This is a genomic window from Streptomyces sp. CA-251247 (assembly GCF_050952975.1).
GTDB lineage: Bacteria > Actinomycetota > Actinomycetes > Streptomycetales > Streptomycetaceae > Streptomyces > Streptomyces achmelvichensis.
Genome location: NZ_CP191861.1, coordinates 5,199,367 through 5,224,987 on the forward strand (window position 1 = coordinate 5,199,367; position 25,621 = coordinate 5,224,987).

General features: G+C 70.2%; 24 protein-coding genes. 18 read left to right on the forward strand and 6 right to left on the reverse strand.

What is annotated here, in order from left to right:
• Positions 1-121: 121 nt before the first annotated feature.
• The 4 genes from ACQPWZ_RS23145 to ACQPWZ_RS23160 all read left to right on the forward strand — a co-directional run bounded on the left by ACQPWZ_RS23145 (position 122) and on the right by ACQPWZ_RS23160 (position 4,437).
• Entirely contained in the window at positions 122-1,441 is a 1,320-nt protein-coding gene (locus ACQPWZ_RS23145) for an ATP-grasp domain-containing protein (protein WP_433573855.1), read from the forward strand.
• Positions 1,442-1,529: 88 nt separating this feature from the next.
• The gene (locus ACQPWZ_RS23150; RefSeq protein WP_356701438.1) at positions 1,530-2,843 is read left to right on the forward strand and encodes an NAD(P)-binding domain-containing protein; all 1,314 of its coding nucleotides are present in this window, start codon (positions 1,530-1,532) and stop codon (positions 2,841-2,843) included.
• Between the two features lie 448 nt (positions 2,844-3,291).
• Positions 3,292-3,888, forward strand: coding sequence for a DUF4352 domain-containing protein (locus ACQPWZ_RS23155; protein WP_433572281.1), 597 nt, complete (start codon positions 3,292-3,294; stop codon positions 3,886-3,888).
• A gap of 45 nt (positions 3,889-3,933) precedes the next feature.
• Positions 3,934-4,437, forward strand: a complete 504-nt coding sequence (locus ACQPWZ_RS23160; protein ID WP_340475059.1) for a DUF5949 family protein — start codon at positions 3,934-3,936, stop codon at positions 4,435-4,437.
• Between the two features lie 20 nt (positions 4,438-4,457).
• On the opposite strand, the gene ACQPWZ_RS23165 is transcribed toward ACQPWZ_RS23160, so the two are convergent.
• A complete protein-coding gene (locus ACQPWZ_RS23165; protein ID WP_433572282.1) occupies positions 4,458-5,705 on the reverse strand; it encodes a cytochrome P450 in 1,248 nt (415 codons plus the stop codon).
• Positions 5,706-5,924: 219 nt separating this feature from the next.
• On the opposite strand from ACQPWZ_RS23165, the gene ACQPWZ_RS23170 reads away from it, so the two are divergent.
• The 3 genes from ACQPWZ_RS23170 (at position 5,925) to ACQPWZ_RS23180 (ending at position 7,897) form a co-directional block, all read left to right on the forward strand.
• Positions 5,925-6,428, forward strand: coding sequence for a hypothetical protein (locus ACQPWZ_RS23170; protein ID WP_433572283.1), 504 nt, complete (start codon positions 5,925-5,927; stop codon positions 6,426-6,428).
• Positions 6,429-6,565: 137 nt separating this feature from the next.
• Positions 6,566-7,018, forward strand: coding sequence for a tyrosinase family oxidase copper chaperone (locus ACQPWZ_RS23175; protein ID WP_356701446.1), 453 nt, complete (start codon positions 6,566-6,568; stop codon positions 7,016-7,018).
• 18 nt (positions 7,019-7,036) lie between these two features.
• Entirely contained in the window at positions 7,037-7,897 is an 861-nt protein-coding gene (locus ACQPWZ_RS23180) for a tyrosinase family protein (protein ID WP_327680810.1), read from the forward strand.
• 114 nt (positions 7,898-8,011) lie between these two features.
• On the opposite strand, the gene ACQPWZ_RS23185 is transcribed toward ACQPWZ_RS23180, so the two are convergent.
• The gene (locus tag ACQPWZ_RS23185; RefSeq protein ID WP_340475064.1) at positions 8,012-8,284 is read right to left on the reverse strand and encodes a chaplin; all 273 of its coding nucleotides are present in this window, start codon (positions 8,282-8,284) and stop codon (positions 8,012-8,014) included.
• A gap of 215 nt (positions 8,285-8,499) precedes the next feature.
• Here ACQPWZ_RS23185 and ACQPWZ_RS23190 point away from each other — a divergent pair, with 215 nt between their 5' ends.
• From ACQPWZ_RS23190 to ACQPWZ_RS23200, 3 genes are all read left to right on the forward strand, one after another.
• A complete protein-coding gene (locus tag ACQPWZ_RS23190; protein WP_433572284.1) occupies positions 8,500-9,375 on the forward strand; it encodes a S1 family peptidase in 876 nt (291 codons plus the stop codon).
• A gap of 92 nt (positions 9,376-9,467) precedes the next feature.
• Positions 9,468-9,674 (forward strand): hypothetical protein, encoded by a 207-nt coding sequence (locus tag ACQPWZ_RS23195; protein ID WP_356701452.1) that lies wholly within the window; start codon positions 9,468-9,470, stop codon positions 9,672-9,674.
• 46 nt (positions 9,675-9,720) lie between these two features.
• Positions 9,721-10,350 carry an alpha-ketoglutarate-dependent dioxygenase AlkB gene (locus tag ACQPWZ_RS23200; RefSeq protein ID WP_433572285.1) on the forward strand — a complete coding sequence of 210 codons (630 nt, stop codon included), beginning with the start codon at positions 9,721-9,723 and terminating at the stop codon, positions 10,348-10,350.
• A 45-nt stretch (positions 10,351-10,395) separates the two neighbouring features.
• Here ACQPWZ_RS23200 and ACQPWZ_RS23205 read toward each other — a convergent pair whose 3' ends face one another.
• Both ACQPWZ_RS23205 and ACQPWZ_RS23210 read right to left on the reverse strand, forming a co-directional pair.
• Positions 10,396-12,006 (reverse strand): N-acyl-D-amino-acid deacylase family protein, encoded by a 1,611-nt coding sequence (locus ACQPWZ_RS23205; protein WP_433572286.1) that lies wholly within the window; start codon positions 12,004-12,006, stop codon positions 10,396-10,398.
• 14 nt (positions 12,007-12,020) lie between these two features.
• Complete coding sequence (locus ACQPWZ_RS23210) at positions 12,021-13,325, reverse strand: alanine racemase (RefSeq protein ID WP_433572287.1); 1,305 nt, start codon at positions 13,323-13,325, stop codon at positions 12,021-12,023.
• A gap of 134 nt (positions 13,326-13,459) precedes the next feature.
• On the opposite strand from ACQPWZ_RS23210, the gene ACQPWZ_RS23215 reads away from it, so the two are divergent.
• The 4 genes from ACQPWZ_RS23215 to ACQPWZ_RS23230 all read left to right on the forward strand — a co-directional run bounded on the left by ACQPWZ_RS23215 (position 13,460) and on the right by ACQPWZ_RS23230 (position 17,431).
• On the forward strand, positions 13,460-14,557 hold the full coding sequence (locus tag ACQPWZ_RS23215; RefSeq protein ID WP_433572288.1) for a sugar kinase: 1,098 nt from the start codon (positions 13,460-13,462) through the stop codon (positions 14,555-14,557).
• Positions 14,554-15,306, forward strand: coding sequence for an IclR family transcriptional regulator (locus ACQPWZ_RS23220; protein ID WP_313944397.1), 753 nt, complete (start codon positions 14,554-14,556; stop codon positions 15,304-15,306). The genes ACQPWZ_RS23215 and ACQPWZ_RS23220 overlap by 4 nt, the downstream gene beginning before the upstream one ends.
• Before the next feature lie 117 nt (positions 15,307-15,423).
• Entirely contained in the window at positions 15,424-15,834 is a 411-nt protein-coding gene (locus ACQPWZ_RS23225) for a RidA family protein (RefSeq protein ID WP_340475071.1), read from the forward strand.
• A gap of 121 nt (positions 15,835-15,955) precedes the next feature.
• Complete coding sequence (locus ACQPWZ_RS23230; RefSeq protein ID WP_340475072.1) at positions 15,956-17,431, forward strand: GntP family permease; 1,476 nt, start codon at positions 15,956-15,958, stop codon at positions 17,429-17,431.
• A gap of 97 nt (positions 17,432-17,528) precedes the next feature.
• Here the strand turns inward: ACQPWZ_RS23230 and ACQPWZ_RS23235 are convergent, their stop codons facing one another.
• The gene (locus tag ACQPWZ_RS23235) at positions 17,529-18,881 is read right to left on the reverse strand and encodes a M14 family metallopeptidase (RefSeq protein ID WP_340475073.1); all 1,353 of its coding nucleotides are present in this window, start codon (positions 18,879-18,881) and stop codon (positions 17,529-17,531) included.
• A 210-nt stretch (positions 18,882-19,091) separates the two neighbouring features.
• On the opposite strand from ACQPWZ_RS23235, the gene ACQPWZ_RS23240 reads away from it, so the two are divergent.
• The gene (locus ACQPWZ_RS23240; protein ID WP_405572373.1) at positions 19,092-20,411 is read left to right on the forward strand and encodes an Nramp family divalent metal transporter; all 1,320 of its coding nucleotides are present in this window, start codon (positions 19,092-19,094) and stop codon (positions 20,409-20,411) included.
• Between the two features lie 93 nt (positions 20,412-20,504).
• Here ACQPWZ_RS23240 and ACQPWZ_RS23245 read toward each other — a convergent pair whose 3' ends face one another.
• Positions 20,505-22,205, reverse strand: a complete 1,701-nt coding sequence (locus tag ACQPWZ_RS23245) for a chitinase (RefSeq protein ID WP_433572289.1) — start codon at positions 22,203-22,205, stop codon at positions 20,505-20,507.
• 487 nt (positions 22,206-22,692) lie between these two features.
• On the opposite strand from ACQPWZ_RS23245, the gene ACQPWZ_RS23250 reads away from it, so the two are divergent.
• The 3 genes from ACQPWZ_RS23250 to ACQPWZ_RS23260 all read left to right on the forward strand — a co-directional run bounded on the left by ACQPWZ_RS23250 (position 22,693) and on the right by ACQPWZ_RS23260 (position 25,604).
• Complete coding sequence (locus ACQPWZ_RS23250) at positions 22,693-23,523, forward strand: hypothetical protein (RefSeq protein ID WP_340477982.1); 831 nt, start codon at positions 22,693-22,695, stop codon at positions 23,521-23,523.
• Positions 23,524-23,635: 112 nt separating this feature from the next.
• Positions 23,636-24,349, forward strand: a complete 714-nt coding sequence (cpaB, locus tag ACQPWZ_RS23255) for a Flp pilus assembly protein CpaB (protein WP_405572381.1) — start codon at positions 23,636-23,638, stop codon at positions 24,347-24,349.
• A 7-nt stretch (positions 24,350-24,356) separates the two neighbouring features.
• Positions 24,357-25,604 carry an AAA family ATPase gene (locus tag ACQPWZ_RS23260; RefSeq protein WP_340475079.1) on the forward strand — a complete coding sequence of 416 codons (1,248 nt, stop codon included), beginning with the start codon at positions 24,357-24,359 and terminating at the stop codon, positions 25,602-25,604.
• Positions 25,605-25,621 lie beyond the last annotated feature (17 nt).

The following is a 25,621-nucleotide window of genomic DNA, read 5'->3' on the forward strand; positions in this document are numbered from 1 at the left end:
CACGACGTACACGACCGTAGGCGGAAAGTCTTACTAATGAGCTGTCTGAAAGCTCGTCAGTAGGCCATTCGCGATACGGGGCGCGTTATTCAGGACCATCCAGGTGAAAGTTGTGACGTTGATGCCACCGTTCGACGACGGAGTTCCCGCGCTGGTGCTGCGACTCGACCGAAATCCCTTTCACCACGGCACACTCGGAGCGGTCAGATCGCTGGGTCGCGCGGGTGTCGAAGTGCATGCCGTGGTGGAAGCGGCCGACAGTCCGGTCGCCCGCTCCCGCTTTCTGCACCGGGCCCATCCCGGGCTCCGGGGAGCCGTCACTCCCCAGGCCTTCGTGGAGATGCTGCTGCGCGTCTCGGACCGGATCGGCCGACGGGCCGTCCTGGTCGCCATGGATGACGTGAGCGCGATCCTCGCCGCCGCGCACGGGCCGCGGCTCGCCGAGCGCTACCTCTTTCCCGAGCAGCCGACCGGGCTGCCGGGGCGGCTCGCGGACAAGGCCGAGCTGGCCGGCCTGTGCACCGCCGCGGGGATCGCCCATCCCGACACCGTCGTCCCCGACAGCCCCGGCGATGCGGCCGGAGCCGCGGACCGGCTGGGGCTGCCGTTGGTGGCGAAGTGGAGCCGGCCCTGGCTGCTGTCGCCCGCCACCGGGCTGCGCAGCACGACACTCGTGCGCTCCGCGGACGAGGCGCGCGAACTCTTCGCCCGCAGTTCGCACGCCGGGAGCCGGCTGCTCCTCCAGCGCTTCCTGCCCGACGCGCCGGCGTCCGACTGGTTCTTCCACGGCTATTTCGGCCGCGACTTCACCTGTCTGCACGGGGGCAGCGGACGCAAGCAGCTGTCCTGGCCGGTCGGCACCGGCCTCACCGCGATGGGCCGCTGGCAGCCCAACCCCGAGGTGGAAAAGGCCGCTCGGCGGCTGGTCTCCCATGTCGGCTACCACGGCATCCTCGACCTCGACTTCCGGCGCGAGGAGTCCACCGGCAGCTATCAGCTGCTCGACGTCAATCCGCGGCCCGGCGCCCAGTTCCGGCTCTTCACGGACACGGGCGGACTGGACGTCGTGCGGTCCCTGTACCTCGACCTCACCGGCGGTCCCGTGCCGGGCCCGTCGGGCCGGCCGGGTCGCGTGTTCGTCGCGGAGAACTACGCGCTGCTCTCCGCCGCCGTGTCCGTACGCCGCAGGAGGCGCGCCGCAGGACCGCGGCCGGAAAGCCCGGCGCAGGGCGTGGAGACCGCCTGGTTCGCGCGGGACGACCCGCGGCCCTTCTTCTCCATGACCCGGGCCTGGTTCGGACGCGGGCTGGGCAAGGGTGCCGGCCGGCTGCGGGCCCTGCTGGGACCGCACCCCGCCGCCGCCTCCCACGGACCGCCCCGGCCGCGTGAGTCGGCCACCGACGGCTCCGCCGGCCGGCCCGACGCCGCATCCCTGTCCTGAGCCGTCGCGCACCGCGCGCGGCCCCCACGTCACGGCCCCGAGGCCCTGACACACCCGAGCCCCGATGGCAGAGAGCGAGAAGCGAACCATGTACGACGTGGCAGTGATCGGCGCGGGCCCGTACGGCCTGTCGGTGGCGGCCCATGCCGCCGCGGCCGGGATGAGTCCGAAGGTCTTCGGCCGGACCATGGCCTCCTGGCGCGACCACATGCCGGAGGGCATGTTCCTGAAGTCGGAGCCGTGGTCGTCCAACCTCTCGGCCCCGGGCGGCGACCGTACGCTCGAGCGCTTCGGCGCGGAACGGGGCTTCGCCACCCGGCACGGAGAGCCGCTTCCCATCGGGGCGTTCACCGACTACGGGCTCTGGTTCGCCGAGCACGCGGTCCCGGGCGTCGACGAGCGGACCGTCACGTCGGTCGCGCCGGCCGGGGACGGATTCCACCTCGCGACGGCCGACGGAGAGCGGGTGCACGCCCGTACCGTCGTCCTGGCCGTCGGGGTCATGCCCTTCGTCAACATCCCCGAGGCGCTGGCCGGTCTGCCGCCGCAGTACGTCTCGCACAGCAGCGGCCATCGGGACCTGGACCGCTTCCACGGCCGGGACGTCGTGGTCGTCGGGGCGGGCCAGGCGGCACTGGAGACGGCGACCCTGCTCGCCGAGCGCGGCGCCCGGCCGCGCCTGGTGGCCCGAGCGGACCGGATCGACTGGAACACCGTGCCCGAGCCGCTGGAGCGGGGCCCGCTGCGGTCGCTCCGCAGCCCGCACAGCGGCCTCGGTACCGGCTGGACGAGCTGGGTCTGGTCACAGACGCCGTGGGCTGTAAGGAAGTTGCCCGCATCCACGCGCGAGCGCATTGCGAACACCGCGCTCGGCCCGGCCGGTGCGTGGTGGCTGCGGGAGCGCTACGAACAGCAGGTGCCCGCCCTGCTGGGGCATCACCTGCACGGCGCCGGCGTCCGGGACGGCCGGGTACGGCTGGTCCTCGGCGCACCCGGCGGGGGTACGAGCGTCCTGGACGCCGACCATGTCGTCGCGGCGACCGGCTTCACCCCCGACCTCGACCGCCTGGGACTGCTCGACGCTTCCCTGCGGCGGGCGGTCGCCACCGTCGGCAGCAGCCGGGCACCGGAGTTGAGTGCGGGGTTCGAGTCTTCGTGCCCGGGTCTCTTCTTCGCCGGGCTGCTGGCGGCGCCGTCCTTCGGGCCGTCGATGCGCTTCGTCCACGGCGCGACCTTCACCGCGCACCGGCTCGTCGCCGGGGTGCGCCGACGGCTGCGCGACAGGACTCCGGCCCGTGTGCCGCAGCCTGCCGCGCCGGTCGCCGCGGGGTCGGTGCCGGCGGTCAGGCCGGGTGGCGGTCGTCGTGGAGCCAGCCACGGCGGGGCGGCGGAGGACCGTTGAAGGGGTCGGGGGGATTGGCGGCTGGTGTCGGGAAGTGGGAGAGGCGGTTCCACTCCAGGTCGGGCCTGCCGGGAAGGGTGCGGCCTGCGGCTGCCCACTCCTTCGACAGCTGGTCGTAGATGGGGTTGCTGCCGGTGGGCGGGCCCGCCGGGCGGGGACTCGGATCCGGCGTGGAGAGCGTCTGGACGCGCTGCCATCGGGCAGGCGCAGTTGTCCTTGCCATAAGTCGGCAAACGCCTACCCGCAGCCGAAGTCACTGCCGCGGGGTGAACACGGGGTACGGCAGGAACGGTTTTTCGAGCCCGGGTGGTGCGCCGGGCATGTGCGCCCCCCTCGCGCGCCCTCGAACCACCGTGGGAGACACGGGCGGCGACACGCCTGAGGGATGGCGGCTTTCCGGTGGAAAGGCCGTGATGATGCGGAAAACGGCTCGCACCAAAGGGGTCCGATGCGTCAGGTAGTTTCCGCGCTGCTCCTCTCTGCCCTCGCGATGGGCGCCACCGCTTGTCAGAGCGCCGCCGATGGCGACCGGACACCGCCGTCGCCGGCCGCCGCGGAGGCGGCGCCGCCCGACGCCAAGGCGTCCGGGACAGGACGGACGGGCTCCCGCGGCCCGGGCACCCGGGCTCCGGCCCTCATCGGTGACACGGTCGATCTCGGCGGCCGGGCGTTCGGCGAGCACCTGCGGGTGTCGGCCCTCGGATACGTCGACCCCGCCCGCAGCGTCCGCACCGCCCACCGGCCCGCGGCCGGCAAGCGGTGGGTCGGTGTCGACCTCTCCGCGGTCAATGTCGGCGGGACGTCCTACGACGCGCGCATCACGAAGGCATGGGTCACCGACGACAAGGGCCGCCGCCATCCGGTGATCAGGACCGGCGAGATCACCACGGGATTCCCGGCGGCATGGAACACCCTTGCGGCTGGTGAACATGCCGAGGGCTGGCTGGTTTTCGAAGTCCCGGAGAATGCCCGGATCATGCGGTTCCACAGCACCGTCGGGGATTCGCCCCTCACCTGGCAGCTTCAGCTTCCCCCATCCAGGTGAATGCGTGGAGGGACGGGGTCCGGCAGGGCACTAGGGTGCCGAGCCATGACCACTGCGAACACCGCGAAAAACCCCGCTCTGCGCCGCGAGTTGGGAACTCTCTCCGTCCTCGCCTGGACCGGTGACCCGGAAGCCGGCCACGACATGCCGTATCTGCTGGCCTATTCGCTGGGCGACGGCGCAGAGGGCCCCGAGGCCGGTGAAAAGGCGGCCCTGGAAATGATCGGAGAACTGGGACTGAAGACCGGCGGCGGCATGACCGACGCCACCCGGGCCTCCTTCAACCTGCCGATCCGGCTGCTCGTCGAGGGCGGCCAGGCCGTCCTCACCCTGCCGGGTCTGAACACCCAGTGCCCCGCCCCGAAGGAATGGCTCGCCGCCGCCCAGGAGCGGGGCCATGTGCACTTCATGATCGCGAGCCGGCCGTGGGCCGAGGCGGCCCCGGGCCGGCCCGTCACCGAGGAGATGATGCAGGCCTTCCTCGGCGACGAGCAGACGCTCCTGACCGCGGCCCATGTCCTGCTGCCGGTGGGCCAGTTGCGGGCCTGACACGCTCAGCTCGGCTCAGCTCAGCTCGGCTCGAAGGCGAACGGCAGGGCGCGGACCCGGTTGTCGAAGCTGGAATCGACCAGCTCGGCCGCGCCCACGGCCCGCAGGTCGCGAGGCCGGGTGAACAGCTCGTGGAAGAGCGCCTTCATCTCCTGCCGCGCCAGATGGGCCCCCAGGCAGTAGTGCGGCCCACCGCCGCCGTACCCCAGATGGGGGTTGGGGTCGCGGGTGATGTCGAAGACGTCGGGATTCTCGAAGACCGCCTCGTCGCGGTTGGCCGACGCGTAGAAGAGCACCACTTTCTCGCCGGGGTGGAAAGCACGGCCACCGAGCTCGCACGGTGCGGCGACGGTACGGCGGAATTGGATGATCGGCGTCGAATGACGCACGATCTCGTCCACCGCGCCGTCGGCACGGCGGTCGAAGTCGGACATCAACAGAGCGCGCTGATCGGGATGTCCGGACAGCAGTGCAAGTCCGTGGGCGATCGCGTTGCGCGTGGTTTCCACACCGGCGACGAGCAACAGCGAAAAGAATGCGCCCAGTTGCCGTGAGGTAAGGGACTGGCCGTCGATATCGGCGGTCACCAGTGCCGAAATGAGGTCACCGGTCGGGCGGCTGCGCCGTTCCCGGGCCAGTTTCGCCATCACCAGCTGCATATGGGCCAGCGCACGCAGCCCCCGCCCGGGCATGCGCAGTCCGCGCTTCACCCCGACGTTCTCCGACGCCTGGTCGATCCGTTCGGCGATCTCCCTGCGGTACCGCTCGGGGATGCCCATCAGATTGCAGATGATCTCGAACGGCATACGGGAGGCGACGGACGCCACGAAGTCGCGCGGGCGTTCGGCGATCATCCCGTCCACGATGCGCCGGGCGACCTCGCGCACATCGTCCTCCGCGTCGGCGAGCAGCTTCGGGGTGAAGGCCCGCGAGACGATCCTGCGCATCCGGGCGTGCTCGGGACCGTCCATGTTGACCATCGAGTTGCCGAAGACCGCCTTGGCCCAGGCGGCCGGCTCCGGTGTGGTGACCCCGGGCGCACTGGCGAACTCCTTCGGCCGGCGGCTCGCCTCCATCACATCGGCATGGCGGACCAGCGCGTGGAAGCCCGGCCCGGTGCCGAAATGCGCGGGCGCGGGGAGGCCGCGCAGCAGGGCGAACGACTCCAGACGGACGGAGCGCGGCAGCCGCCAGAACGACGGATCGGCGAGATCGACGTCCTCGACGCGCAACGGGGGCGGTGCGGACGACTGCTTCGGGACCTTCATGACCACTACCTCCTGGGGCTCGGGCGGCCATGCTGGCCCACACACGAGGGCCGGACGACCGACAGGAACCCGAGAGTGGACGAATTCCCACGGACGCGTGACGCCCCGGGTCAAGGGACGCGTTGCTGCGGACAGGGGAACTTTGCACTGGTTCAGCCATCCGGCTCGTTGGAGCAGGGCGACACAAAGTCTGTTGAGCCAGAGGGGACGTACGTAGCAATGAAGTTGACCACCCGAGGGTCTCTTGCGGCAGTCATCGCGTGCATGGCGTCGGCGGTGGCGGCCGCGCCCGCCGTCGCCGGTACGTCGGTGCCGGTCACGCTGCCGCTGGAGAGCCTGGAGACGGTTGTCCCGCTGGAGGCCCCCGCGCTGAGCACCGGCATCCCCGTGCTGGTGCCCGGTGCGCCCGAGGCGCCGCGTCATGTCACGGGGCGGCTGCTGCCGGAAGGCACGGTGCCGCAGGTGCCGTTCACCGGCGAGGTGCCGAAGACCCTGCTCGAACTGCCGGTGGAGAACGTGCTGGGCGAGGGCAACCTCGGAGTCGCGGCCGCCGGGTCCGAGGCCTCCGACCTGAAGCTGAGCAGCCCGGGGGCGTCCGTCGGCGCACCGCTGTCGGCGCCGCGCCCCGACCACTTCGGTCAGCCCGAGCCGGTGCTGCCCGAGCTCGCGGTGCTCACGCCCTCGGTGGTGGGCGACCCCGTCGCCCATCTGCTGCTGAGCTGACGCACCGCACCCGGGTGGCCGGCGACGCCTGTACGGCGTGAAGTGACAGTCGTACATCCGGCCACCCGGACGAGGAACCCTTTCGCGGCCGCCTCGTTGACAACACCGAAGCACGGCCACGTCGAAAGAGCGGACCCATGCGCATCCTCACCCGTCGCGTCGCACTGCGCGCGTTGTTCACGATCGGCGCGGTCGCGGGCACGGCCGGGGTGCTCGCGCCGGTCGTCTCCCGCAGGCCGGGCACCGGCTCACCGGACACGGGCGCCCCTTCGGGCCCCGAGCTGGAGCGGTTCACGGAGATGTACCGGGGCCGCCGCATCGAGGGCACCGCGGCCTACATGGTCCCCGCCGCCGATTCCGGCGGCGAGGTCTCCGCGGCGGCGAAGGGGCTGCCGAGCGTCGAAGTTCGCATCGACGGGCGTCCGTTGCACGTCATGCGGCGTGCCGACGGCAGCTATCTCAGCCTCGTCAACCACTACGAGTCGTTCCCGACGCTGCGTGACGTGGCCCGCGCCGCGGTCGACGAACTGGGCGCCGAACAGCTGGCCCTGTCCCCGGCGCACTCCCCGCTTTCCTCGTCCAGCACCTGAACCGGGAGGGGCCCACCGGTGCACACCCGCAAGAACCAGCGGAACCTCAGCCGCAGCGAGAAGCGGCGGCTGGTCGACGCGCTGCTCGCGCTCAAGCGCTCGGGACGCTACGACGAGTTCGTCCGGATGCACGGCGAGTACTACGTCCCCGACGCCGAGAAGGGCCCGCGTGCGGCCCATATGACGCCGTCGTTCTTTCCCTGGCACCGCAGGTTCCTGCTGGAGTTCGAGCGCGCTCTCCAGCAGGTCGACCCCGGGGTGTCCGTTCCCTACTGGGACTGGACGACCGACAACACGCCCGCGTCCTCGCTGTGGGCCGAGGACTTCCTCGGCGGCAACGGCAGGACCGGTGACCGGCAGGTGATGACCGGCCCGTTCGCGTACTCGAAGGGGAACTGGAAGATCAACGCCCGGGTCACCGAAGGGAAGTTCCTGACCCGGAACTTCGGCCGCCCCTCGGACCCCGTGTCGCTGCCCACCAAGGGCGACGTCGCCAAGGCGCTGAGGGAGTCCGCCTACGACGCGGCCCCCTGGGACTCCACCGCGACGACCGGCTTCCGCAACGCCATCGAGGGCTGGAGCGCCGGCGGCCCCGCACGGTGGCGCAATCACAACCGGGTGCACCGCTGGGTCGGAGGTCTGATGCTGGGCGCGACCTCGCCCAACGACCCGGTGTTCTGGCTCCATCACGCGTTCATGGATCTGCTCTGGATCCGCTGGCAGCAGGCGCACCCGCGCTCCGGCTATCTGCCGCGCACCCGGCTCGCCGCGTCGGATCCGCAAGCCGGACGGGTGTTCGCCCTCGACGAGCCGATGCCGCCGTGGAACGTACGGCCGTCGGCGCTGCTCGACCACAGCCGTCTCTACCGCTACGCATAGCGAACCGGCCGCCTCCTGTTCATGGCAGGAGGCGGCCGGTCCGGTGCCCGGTGCACGACCGAGGCCTCTCCCTTCCGACCGGAAGGGAGAGGCCTCGGTGCTGTGGGGGTGGGCTCAGCCGCCGTAGGCCTCGTCCGTGTCGTGCCCGCCGCTGTTCACGCACTGGTTGCCGAACGCCGGGTTCAGCAGCGCGATCACGTTGACGGTGTTGCCGCAGACGTTGACCGGGATGTGCACGGGCGCCTGGATGACATTGCCCGAGGCGACACCGGGGGAGTGGGCGGCGGCGCCCTCCGCTCCGGCGTCGGCGGCGGCCAGACCGGCACCGCCGGCCAGGATGGCGCCCGATCCGGCGACGACGGCCACAGCCTTCGCGATACGCGACATCAGTTCTCCTTGCAGATGAGAGTCGGGCCACATCGTGTGGCCTTCACGTTGCTTCAACGCGCCGATCCGGAGGCGGTAACGGTGGCAACCGAAGTTGTCGCCATATGCGGCTGACCGGATTTCGTCCCTTGTCGGCTTGGAGCGGGACCCCAACAATGCGCATGACAAACCGAAGGACCCCTTCGGTCACAGAAGTCGCAAGAGGGGACCCCCACATGAAGAAGCCTCTCGTCGGCGCTTTTCTCGCTCTGACACTCCTCGGGGTGGGCGCGGCACCCGCCGTCGCGGTCACCGCACCGGACGCGGCGCCCGCCGCCACGAGCGCCGAACCCCGCGCGAAGGCCCCGGCCGAGGTCAAAGCCGTCGATTTCGCCGGGACCGTGGCGCTCAGCAACTGCTCGGGATCGGTGGTGCGCATGCCGGCCTCCGAGCACGACGACCCCGCCCTCGTACTCTCCAACGGACACTGCATCGAGAGCGGCTTCCCGGCCGCGGGCGAGGTCATCGTCGACCAGCCGTCCAGCCGTAGCTTCAGCCTGCTCAACTCGGCGGGCAGCAGAGTCGCGACGCTCCGCGCGAGCAAGATCGCGTACGCGACGATGACGGACACCGACGTCTCGCTCTACCAGCTCACCCGCACCTACGCGCAGATCGAGAGCAGTTACGGCATCAAGGCGCTGGAGGTGAATGCGGCCCACCCGGTCACGGGCACGGCGATCAAGGTCGTCTCCGGGTACTGGAAGCGGATCTACAGCTGCTCCGTCGACGGCTTCGCCTACCGGCTGAAGGAGGGGGAGTGGACCTGGAAGGACTCGGTCCGCTACACCTCCAGCTGCAACACCATCGGCGGCACCTCGGGCTCACCCGTCGTCGACAACGCCACCGGCAAGGTCGTCGCCGTCAACAACACCGGCAACGAGTCCGGCGGACGGTGCACGGACAACAACCCCTGCGAGGTGGACGAGAGCGGCAACATCACCGTGCGCCGGGGCATCAACTACGGCCAGCAGACGTACCAGATAGTCCCGTGCATCGGCCTGGACAACAAGATCGACCTCGGCCGGCCGGGCTGCACGCTGCCCAAGCCGTAGGTCGTGGCCCGGGGGCGCACGCTGCCCCAGCCGTAGGGGTGGACGACGGCCGGACCCGTGACCCGTCGCGAGGTCCGGCCGTTGCACCGGGCGTGATCAGCCACACGTACGCCGCCGCTGCCGCGGCCGCCGCATGCGCCCTCGCCGTCACGTCCTTCGGGACCGCCCACGCCGCCGCTCCGGACCCGGGCGGCAAGGCCGGTGCCTCGAACGAGATCGACCGGAACCTCATCAAGCCCCCGCCGGGCGGTGTCCTCGCGCCCGTCGCCGACGCCGCCGGCAAGATCCTCCCCCGCTGACACCCCTGTTCGATCGCTTGTTCGGTTTTATGGTTACCCTGGATGCATGGCCGCACATCTCCAGGGCTCGCTCTTCGACCAGACCGACGAGATTCGACTCGGTCCGCTGGACGGCGTCCGGCGGACCGTGCTCGGCGACGGCGCCTGGATCGACGTCCTGCCCGGCTGGCTCCACGGGGCGGACACCCTCTTCGAGGAGCTCCGCTCCGGTGTTCCCTGGCGTGCCGAACGGCGGCAGATGTACGAGCGCGAGGTGGCCGTGCCCCGGCTGCTGGCCCACTACCGGGAGAACGACCCGCTGCCGCATCCCGTTCTGGACGAGGCCCGCGGAGCGCTCGACGCGCGCTATGCCGAGGAGCTCGGTGAGCCCTTCACCACGGCGGGGCTGTGCTACTACCGCGACGGCCGGGACAGCGTCGCCTGGCACGGTGACACCGGAGGGCGGGCGTCCCGGCAGGACACCATGGTCGCCATCCTCTCGGTCGGCGCGCCCCGCGATCTGCTGCTGCGCCCCCGCCGGGGCGGCAGCCCGTCCGTGCGCCGGGCGCTCGGGCACGGCGACCTGATCGTGATGGGCGGCTCTTGTCAGCGGACCTGGGAGCACGCCGTGCCGAAGACGACACGCGCCGCGGGGCCGCGCATCAGCATCCAGTTCCGGCCGCACGGCGTGCACTGAGCCGCCCGGCCGGGACGCCGGACCTACGCCCCCACGCCGGGGCCGTCAGGCGCGCGGCGTCCGGCGCACCGACCGGCCCGCCAGCACATCCGTCCGTACGCCGTCCTCGATGACGAACCGGCCGTCGATCAGGACGTGCGGGATACCGGTCGGCAGGGTGCGCGGCTCCTCGAAGGTGGAGCCGGCGGCGACCGTCTCCGGGTCGAACAGCACCAGATCGGCCCGGTAGCCCTCGCGGATCAGGCCCCGGTCCGGCAGCCGCAGCCGGGCCGCCGGGCGTGAGGTCAGGTGGGCGACGGTCTCCTCCAGGGAGAGGATGCCGAGCTCCCGGGCGTAGCGGCCGAGATAGTGCGGGAAGGTGCCGTACGCGCGCGGGTGGGGCTTGGCGCCTTGCAGGATGCCGTCGCTGCCGCCCGTGTGGACCCGGTGGCGCATGATCGCGCGGACGTTCTCCTCGTGTCCGACGTGCTGGAGGATCGTCGAGCCGAGACCGTCCTCGATCAGCAGCCGGCGGGCGGTGGCCCAGGGGGCCTCGCCCCTCGCCCGGGCGGTCTGCTCGATCGTCCGGCCGACATGGGAGGCGAGCGCCGGGTCAAAGACCCCCGAGATCTCGATGGTGTCCCACTCGATCGGCACGCCGTGGCAGCCGTCCGAACCGATCTCCTCCAGATGGTGGCGGATCCTCTCGGCTTCCGCCTCGTCCCGGAGGCGGGCGAGCACCGCGTCCGGACCGCCCTCGCCCGCCCAGCTGGGCAGCACGGCGACGAGCGTCGTGCAGCCGGGGGTGTAGGGGTAGGTGTCGAGGGAGACGTCCGCCCCCTCGTCGAGCGCCTTGTCGAGCAGGGCGAGGAGATCCGGCGCCTTGCCCTTGTTCACCCCGAAGTTCATGGTGGCGTGAGCGAGATGGAGTGCGCAGCCGGCGTCCCGGGTGACCTCGACCATCTCCTCGTACGCCTGGAGGGCACCGGCACCGTAGGAGCGGTGGTGCGGGCAGTAGTAGCCGTCGTAGCGGGCCACCACCCGGCACAGCTCGGTCAGTTCGGCGTCCTTCGCGTACATCCCCGGGGTGTAGGTCAGGCCGGAGGACATGCCCACCGCGCCCTGTTCCAGGCCCTCGGCCACCAGTTGCTTCATGTGGTCCAGCTCGGCCCCGGTCGCCGGGCGGTCGTCCCAGCCCACCGCGTACATCCGCACGGTGCCCTGCGGGATCAGATACGCGGCGTTGACCGCGATGCCCCGGTCGAGGCGGTCCAGATATTCGCCCACCGTGCGCCAGTCGAAGTCGACGGAGGTGTCCGAGGGGCCGCCGCCGTTCCAGCCGGTGATCGACTGGCGGACCGCGTCGAGGGTGCGGTCGTCGACCGGGGCGTACGACAGGCCGTCCTGGCCGAGCACTTCGAGCGTCACGCCCTGGGCGGCCTTCGCCTCGTGCGCCGGGTCGCGCAGCAGGGCGAGGTCGCTGTGGGCGTGCATGTCGATGAAGCCGGGGGACAGGGCGAGCCCGGCCGCGTCCACGGTGCGTGCCGCGGTCGGGCGGGGGCCGTCGCCCGCACGGTGGATCGCGGCGATGCGGCCGCCGTCGACGGTGACGTCCGCACGGTAGGAGGGGGCGCCGGAGCCGTCGATGACACGGGCGTCGCGGATGACGAGGTCCATGGGACGACCGCCTCTCAGAAGAAGGTGCGGATGTAGTCGGTGACCGTGCCGTCTGCCTCGACCAGCGGGATCAGCTGCCACTTGTCGAAGGAGGTGCACGGGTGCGACAGGCCCAGGCCGATCCAGTCGCCGACCTCCAGTTCGGCCTCCGGTGCGGTGCGCACCCAGCCGTGCTGGTCGGACAGGCCGCTGACGGTGATGCCGGTGGCCGGGCGGATCTCGCCGGTGCGGGCGTCCCGGACGACCTGCGCCTCGGGGAGGTCGAGGTCGTAGGCGGCGTCCCGCTTGCCCGCGTTGACGAAGGCCTGCTCACCGCTCGGGCGGGAGACGACCTGGGCCCAGAGGCGGAACGCGGGCTGGAGGGTGCCCTCGTCGGGGACGCGGTTGAACGGGGTGAGGTGGCGGTAGTGGCCGTCGTCGTGCGAGACGTACGCGCCGGACCGCAGCAACTTGCAGACCGGCAACGAGAGTTCGGGGATCTCGGCGAACACGTCGGCCACCGCGTCGAACCAGGCGCTGCCGCCCGCGCTGATGATGATCTCGTCCGTGGCCGCGAAGCGCCCCGCCTTGTCGAAGTCCGCGGCGAGCGCGGTCAGCCGGCGGAGCCACGCGCGGACCCGGTCGCCGTCGGCCTGCGGCACCTCGCCCTCGTACCCCGCGACACCGACGAGGCGCAGCGTGGGGGCGGCGGCGACGGCGTCGGCGATCGCCGCGCAGTCGGCCTCGGTGCGGGCGCCGGTGCGGGCGCCGTCGCCGGCGCCGAGTTCGACGACGACATCGAGCGGGCGGGAGGCCCCGGCGTCCCGCAGGGCCTTGTCCATCAGCTCGGCGCCGCGCACCGAGTCGACGTAAGCGACGAAGCGGAACTCGGGATCGGCGTCCAGCTCGCCGGCCAGCCAGCGCAGGGCGACGGCGTCGACGACCTCGTTGGCGAGGAAGATCCGCCGGATGCCGTGCGCGCGGTAGACGCGGACCTGGTGGGGTACCGCGGCGGTGATGCCCCACGCGCCGCGCTCCAGCTGGCGTACGAAGAGCTGCGGTGCCATGGAGGTCTTGCCGTGCGGGGCGAAGGCCAGACCGTGGCGCTCGGCGTACGTCTCGAGAAGCGCGAGGTTGTGTTCGACCGACTCGGCGGACAGGGCGAGGACGGGCGTGGTGAAGCCGCCGTCGAAGAGATTGCGCCGCTCGGCGGCCAGTTCGGCGACCGTGAGGCCCTCGGCGTCCGGCGGGAGCGCCTTGAAGCGGTGGTCTACACGCTCGTCACCGAGCTGGTCCACGCGCTCGTTCCCGAACTCGTCGGTGGGCCGGTCGGCGGCCATGGGAGCCTCCTCGAAAGGTCTCATTGCAACATCTGCAACAGTCATTGCGTATAACGCTTAATGGTGTCTAACATCCGGCGCAACGCCGGGTCAATGGATCCGGCTGCCCCAGAAACCCGCGAGGAGGCCCCAGGGTGAGCAGCGTGACCGGCACCGCAGCCGCGGACCCGACCGAGGTGATCTGCCTCGGCGAGTCCATGGTCACGTTCATGCCCTCACGGTCCGGGCGCCTCGCCGACGTCCCCTCCTTCGCCCGCACCATCGGCGGTGCCGAGTCCAATGTCGCCTGCGCGCTCGCCGCGGCCGGGCACCGGGTGAAGTGGGTCAGCCGGGTCGGTGCCGACGGGTTCGGTGACCACCTCATCGAGGCGATCGGCGCGTACGGGGTCGACACCTCGGCCGTCGGCCGTGATCCGGACCGGCCCACCGGCATCTACTTCCGCACCGCCACCGACCGGTCCACGGACGCGCACGAAGTCGCGTACTACCGGGCCGGTTCGGCGGCGTCGGCGATGTCCCCGATGACTCTGCCCTACACCGAACTCACCGGCGCGCGGGTCCTGCACCTGTCCGGCATCACCGCCGCGCTCTCCGCGGACTGCCTCGCGCTGATGCTCGAACTCACCGAACGGCGCGAGGGGCGGCCGCTGGTCTCCTTCGACGTCAACCACCGGCCGGGGCTGTGGCGCGACGCCTCGGGACCGGAGGTGCTGCTGGAGCTGGCCCGCGGAGCCGACCTCGTCTTCGTCGGCGAGGACGAGGCGGCGGACGCGTGGGGACTGCACGGCGGGGCGGCGATCCGCGCGGCGCTCCCGGAGCCCGGAGTCGTCGTCGTGAAGCACGGCGCCCGGGGCGCCACCGCCTACACGGGGCCCGCGTCCGAGGCGGCCGAAGGAACCGCACCGGAGAGGGCCCAAGACTCCGCGGGCTCCGCGCCGGGCGCGGTCTTCGCCCCCGCTCCCCGTGTCGACGTCGTCGCCCCGGTCGGGGCCGGCGACGCCTTCGCGGCCGGTTTCCTCTCCGGGACGCTGCGCGAACTGCCCCTGCGGGACCGGCTGCGGCACGGACACCTCATGGCCGCCGCCGCCCTGACCGTCCCCGGCGACCTCGGCACCCCGCCCTCCACCGCACACGCCGACCGCCTCGCGGAACTGGACGACGCGGCCTGGGGGAGACTTCGACTCGGCCCCGGCTGGACCTCAGCCGTGGATGAGGAGGTACGTACGTCATGAGCCAGACCGTCGACCGCGCGCTGAGCATCCTTCCGTTGCTCGCCCAGGGACCCGCCGACCTCGGACAGGTCGCCGAACGCCTCGGCGTTCACAAGTCCACCGCGCTGCGGCTGCTGCGTACGCTCCACGAGCACGGACTGGTCTACCGCCAGCAGGACCAGCGCTACCGGCTGGGGGCCCGGCTGTTCGCCCTCGCGCAGGAGGCCGTCGAGAACCTCGACGTACGCGAGATCGCCCACCCCCATCTCGTCACCCTCAACGAGCAGATCGGGCACACCATCCATCTCGCCGTGTACGAGGAGAGCGAAGTCCTCTACATCGACAAGGTCGAGAGCCGCTACCCGGTACGGATGTACTCGCGGATCGGCAAGCCCGTCGCGATCACCGTCGCGGCCGTGGCGAAGCTGCTGCTCGCCGACCTGCCCGAGCCCGAGCGGCGCGCGGTCGCCGAGAAGCTCGACTACCCCATGTACACATCCCGTTCGACGCCGAACGCCGGTGCGTTCCTCAGAGAACTCACCGTCGTACGCGAACAGGGATGGGCCACCGACCTCGGCGGCCACGAGGAGTCCATCAACTGCATCGGCGCACCCATCCGGGGCGCCGACGGCCGGGTCGTCGCCGCGATGTCGGTGTCCGCGCCGAACGTCGTCGTCACCGGCGAGGAACTCCTCACCCTGCTCCCGCTGGTGCGCCGCACGGCCGACGCCATCAGCCGGGAGTACTCCGGTTCTGTCACTCCCCACTGAGCGCGACCGACCCATCAGGTACGACCGAGCACGACCGATAACCGAGTACGACCGAGTACGACCGAGCACACCGCCGGTACGACACACCCCAGCACGACACCGTCCGAAGGAAGCTCCATGACCGAGAAGACCGCGATCACCCCCGCCACCCACACCGAGCCGCCCGCCAAGTTCTCCCACGGCGTCAAGAAGGGCAACATCCTTCAGGTCGCCGGGCAGGTCGGTTTCCTTCCGGCCGTCGAGGGCCAGGCCCCCACCCCCGCGGGCCCCACGCTGCGCGAGCAGACCCTCCAGACGCTCGCGAACGTCAAGGCGATCCTCGAAGAGGGCGGTGCGAGCTGGGACGACGTGATGATGATGCGCGTCTATCTCACCGACGTCGGCCACTTCGCCGAGATGAACGAGATCTACAACGCGTACTTCGCGGAGCAGAACCTGAAGGCTCCCGCCTCCGCGCGCACCACGGTCTACGTCGGCCTGCCCGCCGGGCTGCTCATCGAGATCGACGCGCTGGCGGTTCTCGGCTGATCGTCCGCTGACCTTGCCCGACCACACCCCCCAGCACACACCGCACGGCCCGGCGCCCGTCCCCGGGGCGCCGTGCCGCGGTCCCCCCTACCCGAAAACACCTCGAACGACAGGTTCCGCCATGCTCCTCGCCGCTGACGCACCGCCACCGGCCCCGCCGCACACCGGTGGACTGCTCCTCCTCATCGACGGCACCGCCGGTCTGCTGACCGTCGCCGCCCTCGGTATCGCGCTTCTGCTCGTGCTGATCATCAAGCTGAGGCTCCAGCCGTTCGTCGCGCTGCTCGCCGTCTCCATCGCGGTGGGTCTCGCCGCCGGCCTCTCCGTCACCGAACTCTTCGGCACCGTGCAGAAGTCCGCGGCCGTCTCCGTCATCGAGACCGGTATGGGCGGCATCCTCGGCCATGTCGCGATCATCATCGGGCTCGGCACCATGCTGGGCGCGATACTCGAAGTGTCCGGCGGCGCCGAGGTGTTGAGCTCGCGTCTGCTGGGCCTGTTCGGTGAGAAGCGCGCCCCGCTGGCCATGGGACTGACCGGTCTGATCTTCGGTGTCCCGGTCTTCTTCGACGTCGGCATCTTCGTCCTCGCGCCGATCGTCTACGCGGCGGCCAAGCGCTCCGGCAAGTCGATCATCCTCTACGCGATGCCGCTGCTGGCCGGCCTGTCGATGACCCACGCCTTCCTCCCGCCGCACCCCGGCCCGGTCGCCGCCGCCGGTCTGTTCAAGGTCTCGCTGGGCTGGGTCATCCTGATGGGCATCGTGGTCGGCATACCCGCGGTCCTCGCCGCCTGGGTGTACGCGGCGTGGATCGGCAAGCGGCTGTTCGTCGAGGTGCCGCAGGACATGCTGGAGGCCGCCGAGGACGCCAAGGCCGCGATAGCCGCCGAGCGCAAGGACCGGCTGGGCGACGGCGCCACCGAGGCGCCCGTGTCGCTCGCCACCGTGCTGCTCATCATCGGTACGCCGCTGGTGCTGATCCTGGCGGCGACGTTCTCCTCCATCGCGCTGGACGAGTCCACGCTCCGGTCGGTCGTCGAGTTCTTCGGCAACCCGTTCGTCGCGCTGACGATCGCGCTTTTCCTCGCCTACTACCTGCTCGGCATCCGGCGTGGCTGGTCCCGCAAGTCCCTGGAGCAGGTGTCGACCTCCTCGCTCAAGCCGGTCGGCAACATCCTGCTCGTCGTCGGCGCGGGCGGTGTGTTCGGCGCCGTGCTCAAGGCGAGCGGGGTGGCCCAGGCGCTCTCCGACACCTTCAACGACGTCGGCCTGCCGGTCATCGTCCTCGCCTATCTGATCTCGCTGGTGCTGCGGGTGGCGCAGGGTTCGGCGACCGTGGCGATCGTCACCACGGCCGGCATCGTGCTGCCGCTGGTGGAGAACGGCGGTCACTCGCAGGCCTTCCTGGCCCTGGTCATCATGGCCATCTCGGCCGGTTCGATCTTCGCCTCGCACGTCAACGACGGCGGCTTCTGGATCGTGTCGAAGTACTTCGGCATATCCGAGCGCGACACCCTGAAGTCGTGGACGGTCCTGGAGTCGGTGCTGTCGGTCGCCGGTTTCGCGGTCGCGGCGGCGCTCAGTCTCGTCGTCTAGAGGGGTCTGTACGGGGGTGCTCCCCACGGACGAAGGCGCCCGGGACGGTATCCGTCCCGGGCGCCTCGGTCTGCCCGCGCAGGTCAGCTCGCGCAGATCAGCTCGCGCAGTACTGCTGTTCCTTGCCGATGGAGCGGTACATGCAGTCCGAGTTCTCCAGCAGTTGCAGCACGGCGTCCCGGTTGCGGCTGGTCTCGCGCTCGATCACCTCGTCGGGCGGGTAGAAGCCGCCGCCGCCGAAGCCCGTCGGGTACATCTCGAAGGTGTACGCGAAGATCTTCTGGTTGCCCCACAGCCAGTCGTCGATCGAGCCGTCCGTGATGTACAGGTCGCTCGACTGCTCGGGCGTGTAGCCGTTGCTGGCCGCCATCTTCCTGCCGACCGCGGCGAACGCGTCACGGTCGTCCTTCGTCAGCCCCGGGGCGGTGTCCGCGGTGGTGTACCCGTACGGCCACAGCACCAGTTCGCTGTACGTGTGGAAGTCGATGCCGGTCCTGATCTGCTGCTTGCCGCCGACGACGCGGCTGCGGGCGAAGTCGGCGACGACCTTGACCTCGGGGCCGGACTCGGCGGCACGGCCGCGATAGGTCTCGGAGCTCGGGGAGGTGGACGAGCCGTTGCAGCAGCCCCACTTGAAGTTCCAGTTGCGGTTGAGGTCGGTGCCGACGGCCGACGAACCGGTGTTGGGCTGCCGGTTCTTGCGCCAGCTGCGGTACGAGCCGGAGGCGATGTCGTACTCGCCGCCGTCCGGATTGACGTCCGGGATGATCCAGATCTCCCGGCCGTTGACGGCGTTGGTGACCCGCGAGTCGGTGCCGTAGTCGTCACCGAGCTCGCGCAGCAGATACAGCGCCATCTCCACCGTCAGATGCTCACGCGCATGCTGGTGGTGGGTGAAGAGCACCTCGGGCTCGGCCTCGTCGGTCGCGACGTTGTCGCTGATCTTGACGGCGACGATGTCCCGGCCCTGGTAGCTCTTGCCGATGACCCGCTTGCTCATGATGGCCGGATGGGCGGCGATGCGCTGGTCGATCTCCGCGGTCATCTCGGCGTAGTTGTGATAGCGCGCGTCGGCCGACGGAAAGTCGAACGGCTCCACGGCAGCGCCACCGGTACGGGCCGGCGGGCCGGGCAGCGCCGTCAGTTCGTAGCCGAGTGCGCGCAGCCGTTTCGCCTGGGCGTCGTTCGCGCTCACCACGGCCGAACGGGCGTCGGCCTCGTCGATCGAGACGCCGGTGGCGGCGATCGCGGTACGGGCCGCGACACCGGCCGCGCCCTTGATCTCGTACTGAAGGGTCCGTTCCTCCGCGGCGGCCGCGGGGGTGGTGGCAGGCGCCCGGGAATCGTCCGGGGGCGCGGCGTTGGCGGTGAGCGGTGCTGCCACCGCGAGCGCCAGCAGGGCGGCGAACGTGACCGTTCGCCGGCCGCTGCCGCGTATGCGAAGTCGCATGCTGTCTCCTGGGTGTGGAGGTGGGGGGTTGCGCAGGTGCGACACGTCGTGCGGGTGTGTGCGCACATGGTGCGACTCTGGCATGACCCGGTCAAGAGGGAACCTTCGGCCATCCCGTCCCCGATTCGTACGGACCCCTTGCGCGATCACTCCTCCACCGCTTACGTGACCTGAGCCACACGCCGGTACGAGTGAGAAGGCGGCCCGCACATGTCAGGCACCACCGAGAGCAGCACCGACGAGTCCGTGTCCCGACCCCGCAAGTCCAGTTGGAAGTACATCGGCCCCGGCATCGTCGTCGCCGCGACCGGTGTCGGCGCCGGCGACCTCGTCGCCACGCTCATCGCCGGCAGCAACTTCGGCTACACCCTTCTGTGGGCCGCCGTTCTCGGCTGCGTGGTCAAGATCTCGCTCGCGGAGGCGGCCGGCCGCTGGCATCTGTCCACCGGTCGCACGCTCTTCGACGGCTGGGCCGACCTCGGCCGCTGGACCACCTGGTTCTTCGTCGTCTACGTGGTGATCTGGGGCTTCGTCTACGGCGCGGCCGCCATGTCCTCCAGCGGCCTTCCCCTCCAGGCGCTGTTCCCCGGCGTGATGGACCTCGAATGGTGGTCCATTCTCACGGGTGTCGTCGGCCTGGTCTTCGTCTGGTTCAACAAGTACAGCGTCTTCGAGAAGGTCATGACCGTTCTCGTGGGCGTGATGTTCGTGGTCACCGTCTATCTGGCGATCCGTGTCACCCCGAACCTCGGCGACGCCTTCGCCGGTCTGCTGCCCGTCCTGCCGGACGAGAAGGACTCGATCCTCAACACGCTGGGCCTGATCGGCGGTGTCGGCGGCACGATCACGATCGCCGCGTACGGCTACTGGGTCAACGCCAAGGGCTGGACCAACACCGGCTGGATGAAGGTGATGCGGCTCGACAACCGCGTCGCGTACATCACCACCGGCATCTTCGTGGTCGCGATGCTCTTCGTCGGCGCCGAGCTGCTGCACTCGGCCAACGTGGCCATCGAGAGCGGCGACAAGGGGCTGATCCAGCTCGGCGACATCCTGGAGAAGGAGTACGGCCAGGCCACCGCCACGTTCTTCCTCATCGGCTTCTTCGCCACGTCGTTCACCTCGCTCATCGGTGTCTGGCACGGCGTGAGCCTGATGTTCGCCGACTTCGTCGCGCGCTACCGCAAGGACCGCGCCGACGCCGGCGGGGTCACGGGCGAGGAAGTGGCCTCCGGGGCGCGCGAGCGGTCGCTGCCCTTCCGGCTCTATCTGCTGTGGCTGACCTTCCCGCCGATGGTGCTGCTCTTCCAGGGCCAGCCGTTCCGTCTGGTGATCATCTACGGCGTCCTCGGCGCGGCCTTCATGCCGTTCCTGGCCCTGACCCTGGTGTGGCTGCTCAACTCCGCCCGTACTCCGCGGGAATGGCGCAACGGCAAGCTCAGCAACTCGATGCTGGTGGTCTCCGGACTGCTGTTCCTCGTGCTGGCGACCAAGCAGATCATCGACCAGCCGTGGGCGGACTTCTTCTGACCCGTCCGTCGCCTCCGGCAGCTGCCGGATACGGACAGGGCCCGTCCCCAGCCGGGAGAGCGGCGGGGACGGGCCCTGTCATCGGACGGTGATTTACGGCAGGCCGTGCACGTGCGGGCCGACCGCGTTCGACCAGGCGTTGCCGGCCGTCGCGTCCCAGTTCGTGGACCAGGTCATCGCGCCCCGCAGACCCGGGTAGGTCTTCGAGGGCTTGAAGGAACCGCAGTTCGTGCCCCGGGCGAGGCAGTCCAGCGCGTTCTTCACGATCGACGGGTCGACATAGCCGCTGCCCGCGCCCCGCGTGGAAGCCGGCACACCCAGTCCCACCTGGGACGGGTCGAGACCGTTCTCCAGCTGGATGCAGGCGAGCGCGGTGAGGAAGTCCACGGAGCCCTGCGAGTAGACCTTGCCGTCGCAGCCGAGCATCGAACCGCTGTTGTAGTACTGCATGTTGACGACCGTGAGGATGTCCTTCACGGCCAGCGCGGTCTTGAAGTACTCCGAGCCGGTGTTCTGCATGTCGATGGTCTGCGGCGCCATCGTCAGCACGAGCGAGGTACCCGCCTTCTGCGACAGCTGGCGCAGCGCCTTCGTCAGATAGGTGGAGTTGATGCCGTGCTCCAGGTCGATGTCGACGCCGCTGAAGCCGTACTCCTGCATCAGCGCGTAGGCGCTGTTGGCGAAGGCCGTGGCGGAGGCGTCACTGTTGACGGTGACGTTGCCCTTCTCACCGCCGACCGAGATGATCACCGACTTGCCCGCGGCCTTCTTCGCGGCCACGTCGGCCTTGAAGTCGGCGACCGAGGCGTAGCCGACGGCCGGGTCGAGGTTGAAGACGATCTGGCCCGGTGTGGCGGTGGAGTCCGCGAAGGAGACCGCGATGATGTCGTACTGGGACTGCACATCGCGGAGCTTCTGCACGGTCGCGCCGTTGTTGAAGTTCTGCCAGTAGCCGGTCAGGGCGTGCTTCGGCACGGCCGGGTTGCCCGGGTTCCCGGTGCCCTGGCTCGTCCTGCCGGTGACCGCGGCCGACTTCGGGGACTCGCCCGCGGAGTTCGTCGCCGTCACCTGGAACTGGTACGAGGTGTTCGCGGCGAGCCCGGAGACCGTCGCCGACGTGCCGCTCGCCGACTGGACCCTGGTCCCGTCGCGGTAGATGTTGTAGCCGGCCGCGCCCGACACCGCACCCCAGTTCAGGGAGACGGAGGAGGAGGTCACGGAGCCGACCGACACCCCGGCCGGTGCGGAGGGGATGCCGGGCTCGGGGTCCGTGCCGCCGCCTCCGTCGGGACCGAAGACGTTGACGTCGTCCGCGATGTACGCGGCCTGGCCGTACCACCCGTGCGTGTAGACGGTCACCGACGTGGTGCTCGCGCCGGTGCGGAAGCTGGTCGACAGCTGGGTCCAGCTGCTGCTGCCGGGCGTCCAGGTGGAGACGTCGGTGGTGCCGGTGCCGGTCGCGCCGAGGTAGGCGTACCCGCCCTGCACCCAGGCGGCCAGGGTGTAGGTCGAGTTGGGCTTCACGGAGACGGTCTGGGTGCACTTGGCGTTGTCCTGGCCGGCCGGTGTCGCCTTCAGCGCGGAGGAGCCGGTGCGTACGGGGGAGGAGGTGTTCGCGCCACTGCCGCCGGAACAGGTCCAGTTGGAGAGTCCGGACTCGAAGCCGGCGTTCTTGGCGACGTTGATGTCGGCCGCCTGAGCGGTGCCTGTGCTGCCCACGATGGAGATACCGGCTCCGACGGCGAGCGCCAGGGCTCCGCCGAGCCATCTCCGCGAGCGTGTGGTGCGGTCCACTTTGCAGCCTCCGGTGGGGGAGTTGGGGGTGTGGAGGGGGTCTCGGAACGGTGGCCACCGCTGGGCGTACAAACTGGTCCAGACCAATAGGGTTGTCAAGACCTCTGACACCGATTCGTATACGGACGCCCTTCATCGGTTTTCGGCCAAAGGTGGAGGGTGCGTGTCCCGCTTTCCCGCCACCCGGGCCCAGTTGACCGGCGGCGGCCCATTCGACCGGGCGTTCGGCATTCCGCATTCACTCATGCGTTACGGGAGTCAACTCCTGACCCCTAAGTCCGGTTTGGCCTGTGCGGAGAGTGCGCGTGTTGAGGCTCTCGGTTCTGAAAGGTGTTCTCTGCCTCCGAACTCGTGGATAAAGTGCTGAGGCAGGAGCGATGAGCAGTAGGTAACTGCGGTCACGGGTCCCCCGGCGGCCGGAGCTGAACGGGGAACCAGCGTGCCGACCGCAATAGCTGTCACCAGCGCAGATCTGGTGCTACCGCCGATGGACCACCACACGCCCACGGCGGCTCTGCTGCAGGCGCCGGACGTTCAGCCGCTGGATGCCGCCCTCTCCGACATGACGGTTCTGCTGGAACAGCACGGCTATGTGATCGCCCTCTATCCGGCCTCGATTCCGCTCGCCCACGAACGCAGGCTGCACACGGTCCGATCCGTACTGGAGAGCAGTCGCATCGCCCTCCTGAAAGTGGATCTTCCACCCCTGGCGACGGCCGTCCTGGTGCGCCAGCTACGGCAGTTGTCGATCTGCGACTTCAGCGCCGGAATCGTCGCGTCGGCGGCCCGGCTGCTCTCCCACTACATCTATGCCGGAGCGCTGCTGAATTCCGTCACCCGGCTCGACCGGGTACCGGTGAGCCTCACATCCCATGCGAAATCATGGGTTCCGGGTTCGCAGTTCGGCGTGCTCGCCAATCCCGACCCCGAACTGATCAGGATCGGCACCGGCCGGCTCACCGGCCCCGAGTTCGTCACCCGGCTCGCGGTGGCCAAGGGGCAGCTCCAGTCCGACTGGGTGACCGCGACCCTGGCCCCGGCATGGCAGACGCAGAGCCTGGAGGAGGCCCGGCTGCCCGCCGACTCGCCGGTCTGGTGGGGCACCGGCCGGCTGATCGAATTCGCGGCCTTCCTGCCCGACATCTCGGTTCTCTACCAGCTGGTTTCATCCGTACGGCGAGAGGTGTGCACCTGGTGCGGAATCGAACTCATCGGTGACCGCTGCGGCTTCTGTTCCGCACCTCTCGCGGCGGCCGAGAACCGCACGCACGAGCCCCGCGCGCTGAGCAGGGGGACGTCCTCGTACCGCGGACCGTGAACCGCCGGCCGGGCCGCCCGTGTCGAACGGCCTGCCGAAAGCGCGTCCCCCACCGCACTTCTCGCTCTGTCCGCTCCGCCAGTCCACGTCTGCGAACGAGGTTGTCCAGCCCATGAATTCACGCCAACGCCGCGGCATCATACTTCTGCTCCTCTCGGTGCTGTGTGCCCTCGGGGCGTTCGCCGGCGTGATTTCCGTGATCAGCGACGTGAATTCGAAGGTCGGCCCCGAGGTTTCCGCCTACCGGCTCAAGACCGATGTCTCTCCCTATACGCCTTTGCGGCCGGACCAGTTCGAGAAGATCTCGATGCCCCGGCGCTGGCTCTCCGACAGCGCGGTGACCGACCTGTCCGTGGTGAACGGAAAGATCGCCGTGACCCAGCTGCGCAAAGGATCCCTGCTCCAGGACGACATGATCGTCAAGCGGCCGGTGCTCGCCTCCGGTGAGCAGGAGATCGCCATCATGATCGATGCCGCCACCGGAGTGGCCGGAAAGATCACCCCGGGGGATCTGGTCAACATCTTCGCGACCTTCGCCGGTAAGGACGAAGGCGACCCGGACCAGTCCCGGATCATCGTCCCCAACGCCAAAGTGATCGACGTCGGCCGCCTCACCCCGCTCGAACCCAAGGACGACAAGCGCTCCAGCGGCCCGCGCGAGGCCGTGCCGATCACCTTCGCGCTCAACACCACCGACGCCCAGCGCGTCGCGTACGCCGAGTCCTTCGCCGAGCATGTGCGCCTCGCGCTTCTCGCCAAGGGCAGCCCGGCCACATTGCGCCCCGGTGACAGCACCTACACCCTCGACGAAGACAAGAACAGGTGAGGGCTGTATGACCACACGCATCCTCCCGGCCGTCGGCGAACCCGATGCGGCCCGGTCCATCACCACCCTGCTGAGCCAGCTCCCGGACGCGGAGCCGGCCGCGCCGGTCGCCGACTCGACCTCGCTGCTCGACATGCTGGCCCGGCTCGCGTCCGAGTCGCTCGACGAACTGCCCGAGGTCGTGCTGGTCCACGAACGCATCGGACCGGTCCCCGCTCTCGAACTGATCCGGGAAGTGGCCCTGCGCTTCCCCGCGGTCGGCGTGGTCCTCGTGTCGGGCGACGCCAGCCCCGTTCTCTACTCGGCCGCCATGGACTCCGGTGCCCGCGGGCTGGTCGGACTGCCGCTGTCGTACGAGGAGCTGGCCCAGCGGGTCCAGGCCGCCGCCGGCTGGTCCGTCGGCGTACGGCGCCATCTCGGCCACGGCGGGGACGTCTTCAGCGGACCCGGCGGCACGGTGGTCACCGTCAGCGGCGCCAAGGGCGGTGTGGGTGCCACCGTCATCGCGGTGCAACTGGCGCTCGCGGCCCAGGCGTCGGGCCGTCCGGTGGCTCTCGCCGACCTCGACCTCCAGGCCGGGGACATCGCCTCGTACCTCGATGTGCAGTTCCGCCGCTCCATCGTCGACCTCGCCGGGATCCAGGACATATCCCCGCGCGTCCTCCAGGACGCGCTGTTCGCCCACCAGACGGGGATGGGGCTGCTGCTCGCCCCCGCCGAGGGCGAACGCGGCGAGGAGGTCAACGACCGGGCCGTGCGCCAGATCGTCAGCGCGCTGCGCAACCGCCACGAGGTCGTGATCATCGACTGTGGCACCCAGATGAACAGCGCCAACGCGGCCGCCATCGAGATGGCCGACATCACGCTGCTGGTGACCACCCCGGACGTGGTCGCCGTCCGCGCGGCCAAACGCATGGTGCGTATGTGGGACCGGCTCCAGATCCGCAAGGCGGAGGAAACGGTCGCCGTCGTGAACCGGCACACCCGCGGCACCGAGATCCAGCCCCCGCTGGTCGAGAAGATCACCGGCACCCGGGTCTCGCGGATCGCCGTCCCCGCGAACTTCAAGGAGCTTCAGCCCGTCGTCGACGCGGGGCGGATGCAGGACCTGGAGTCCCGGTCCACCGTGAAGCAGGCCGTGTGGGGGCTTGCGGGCGAACTCGGCCTCGTACGCGCTCCGGCAGGTGACCAGAAACAGGGCAGGTTGCGCGGCGACAGGGGATCGATCGGTGTCCGGCGGGCACGGTCGAGGTGACTGCGGTGAGGGGGTAC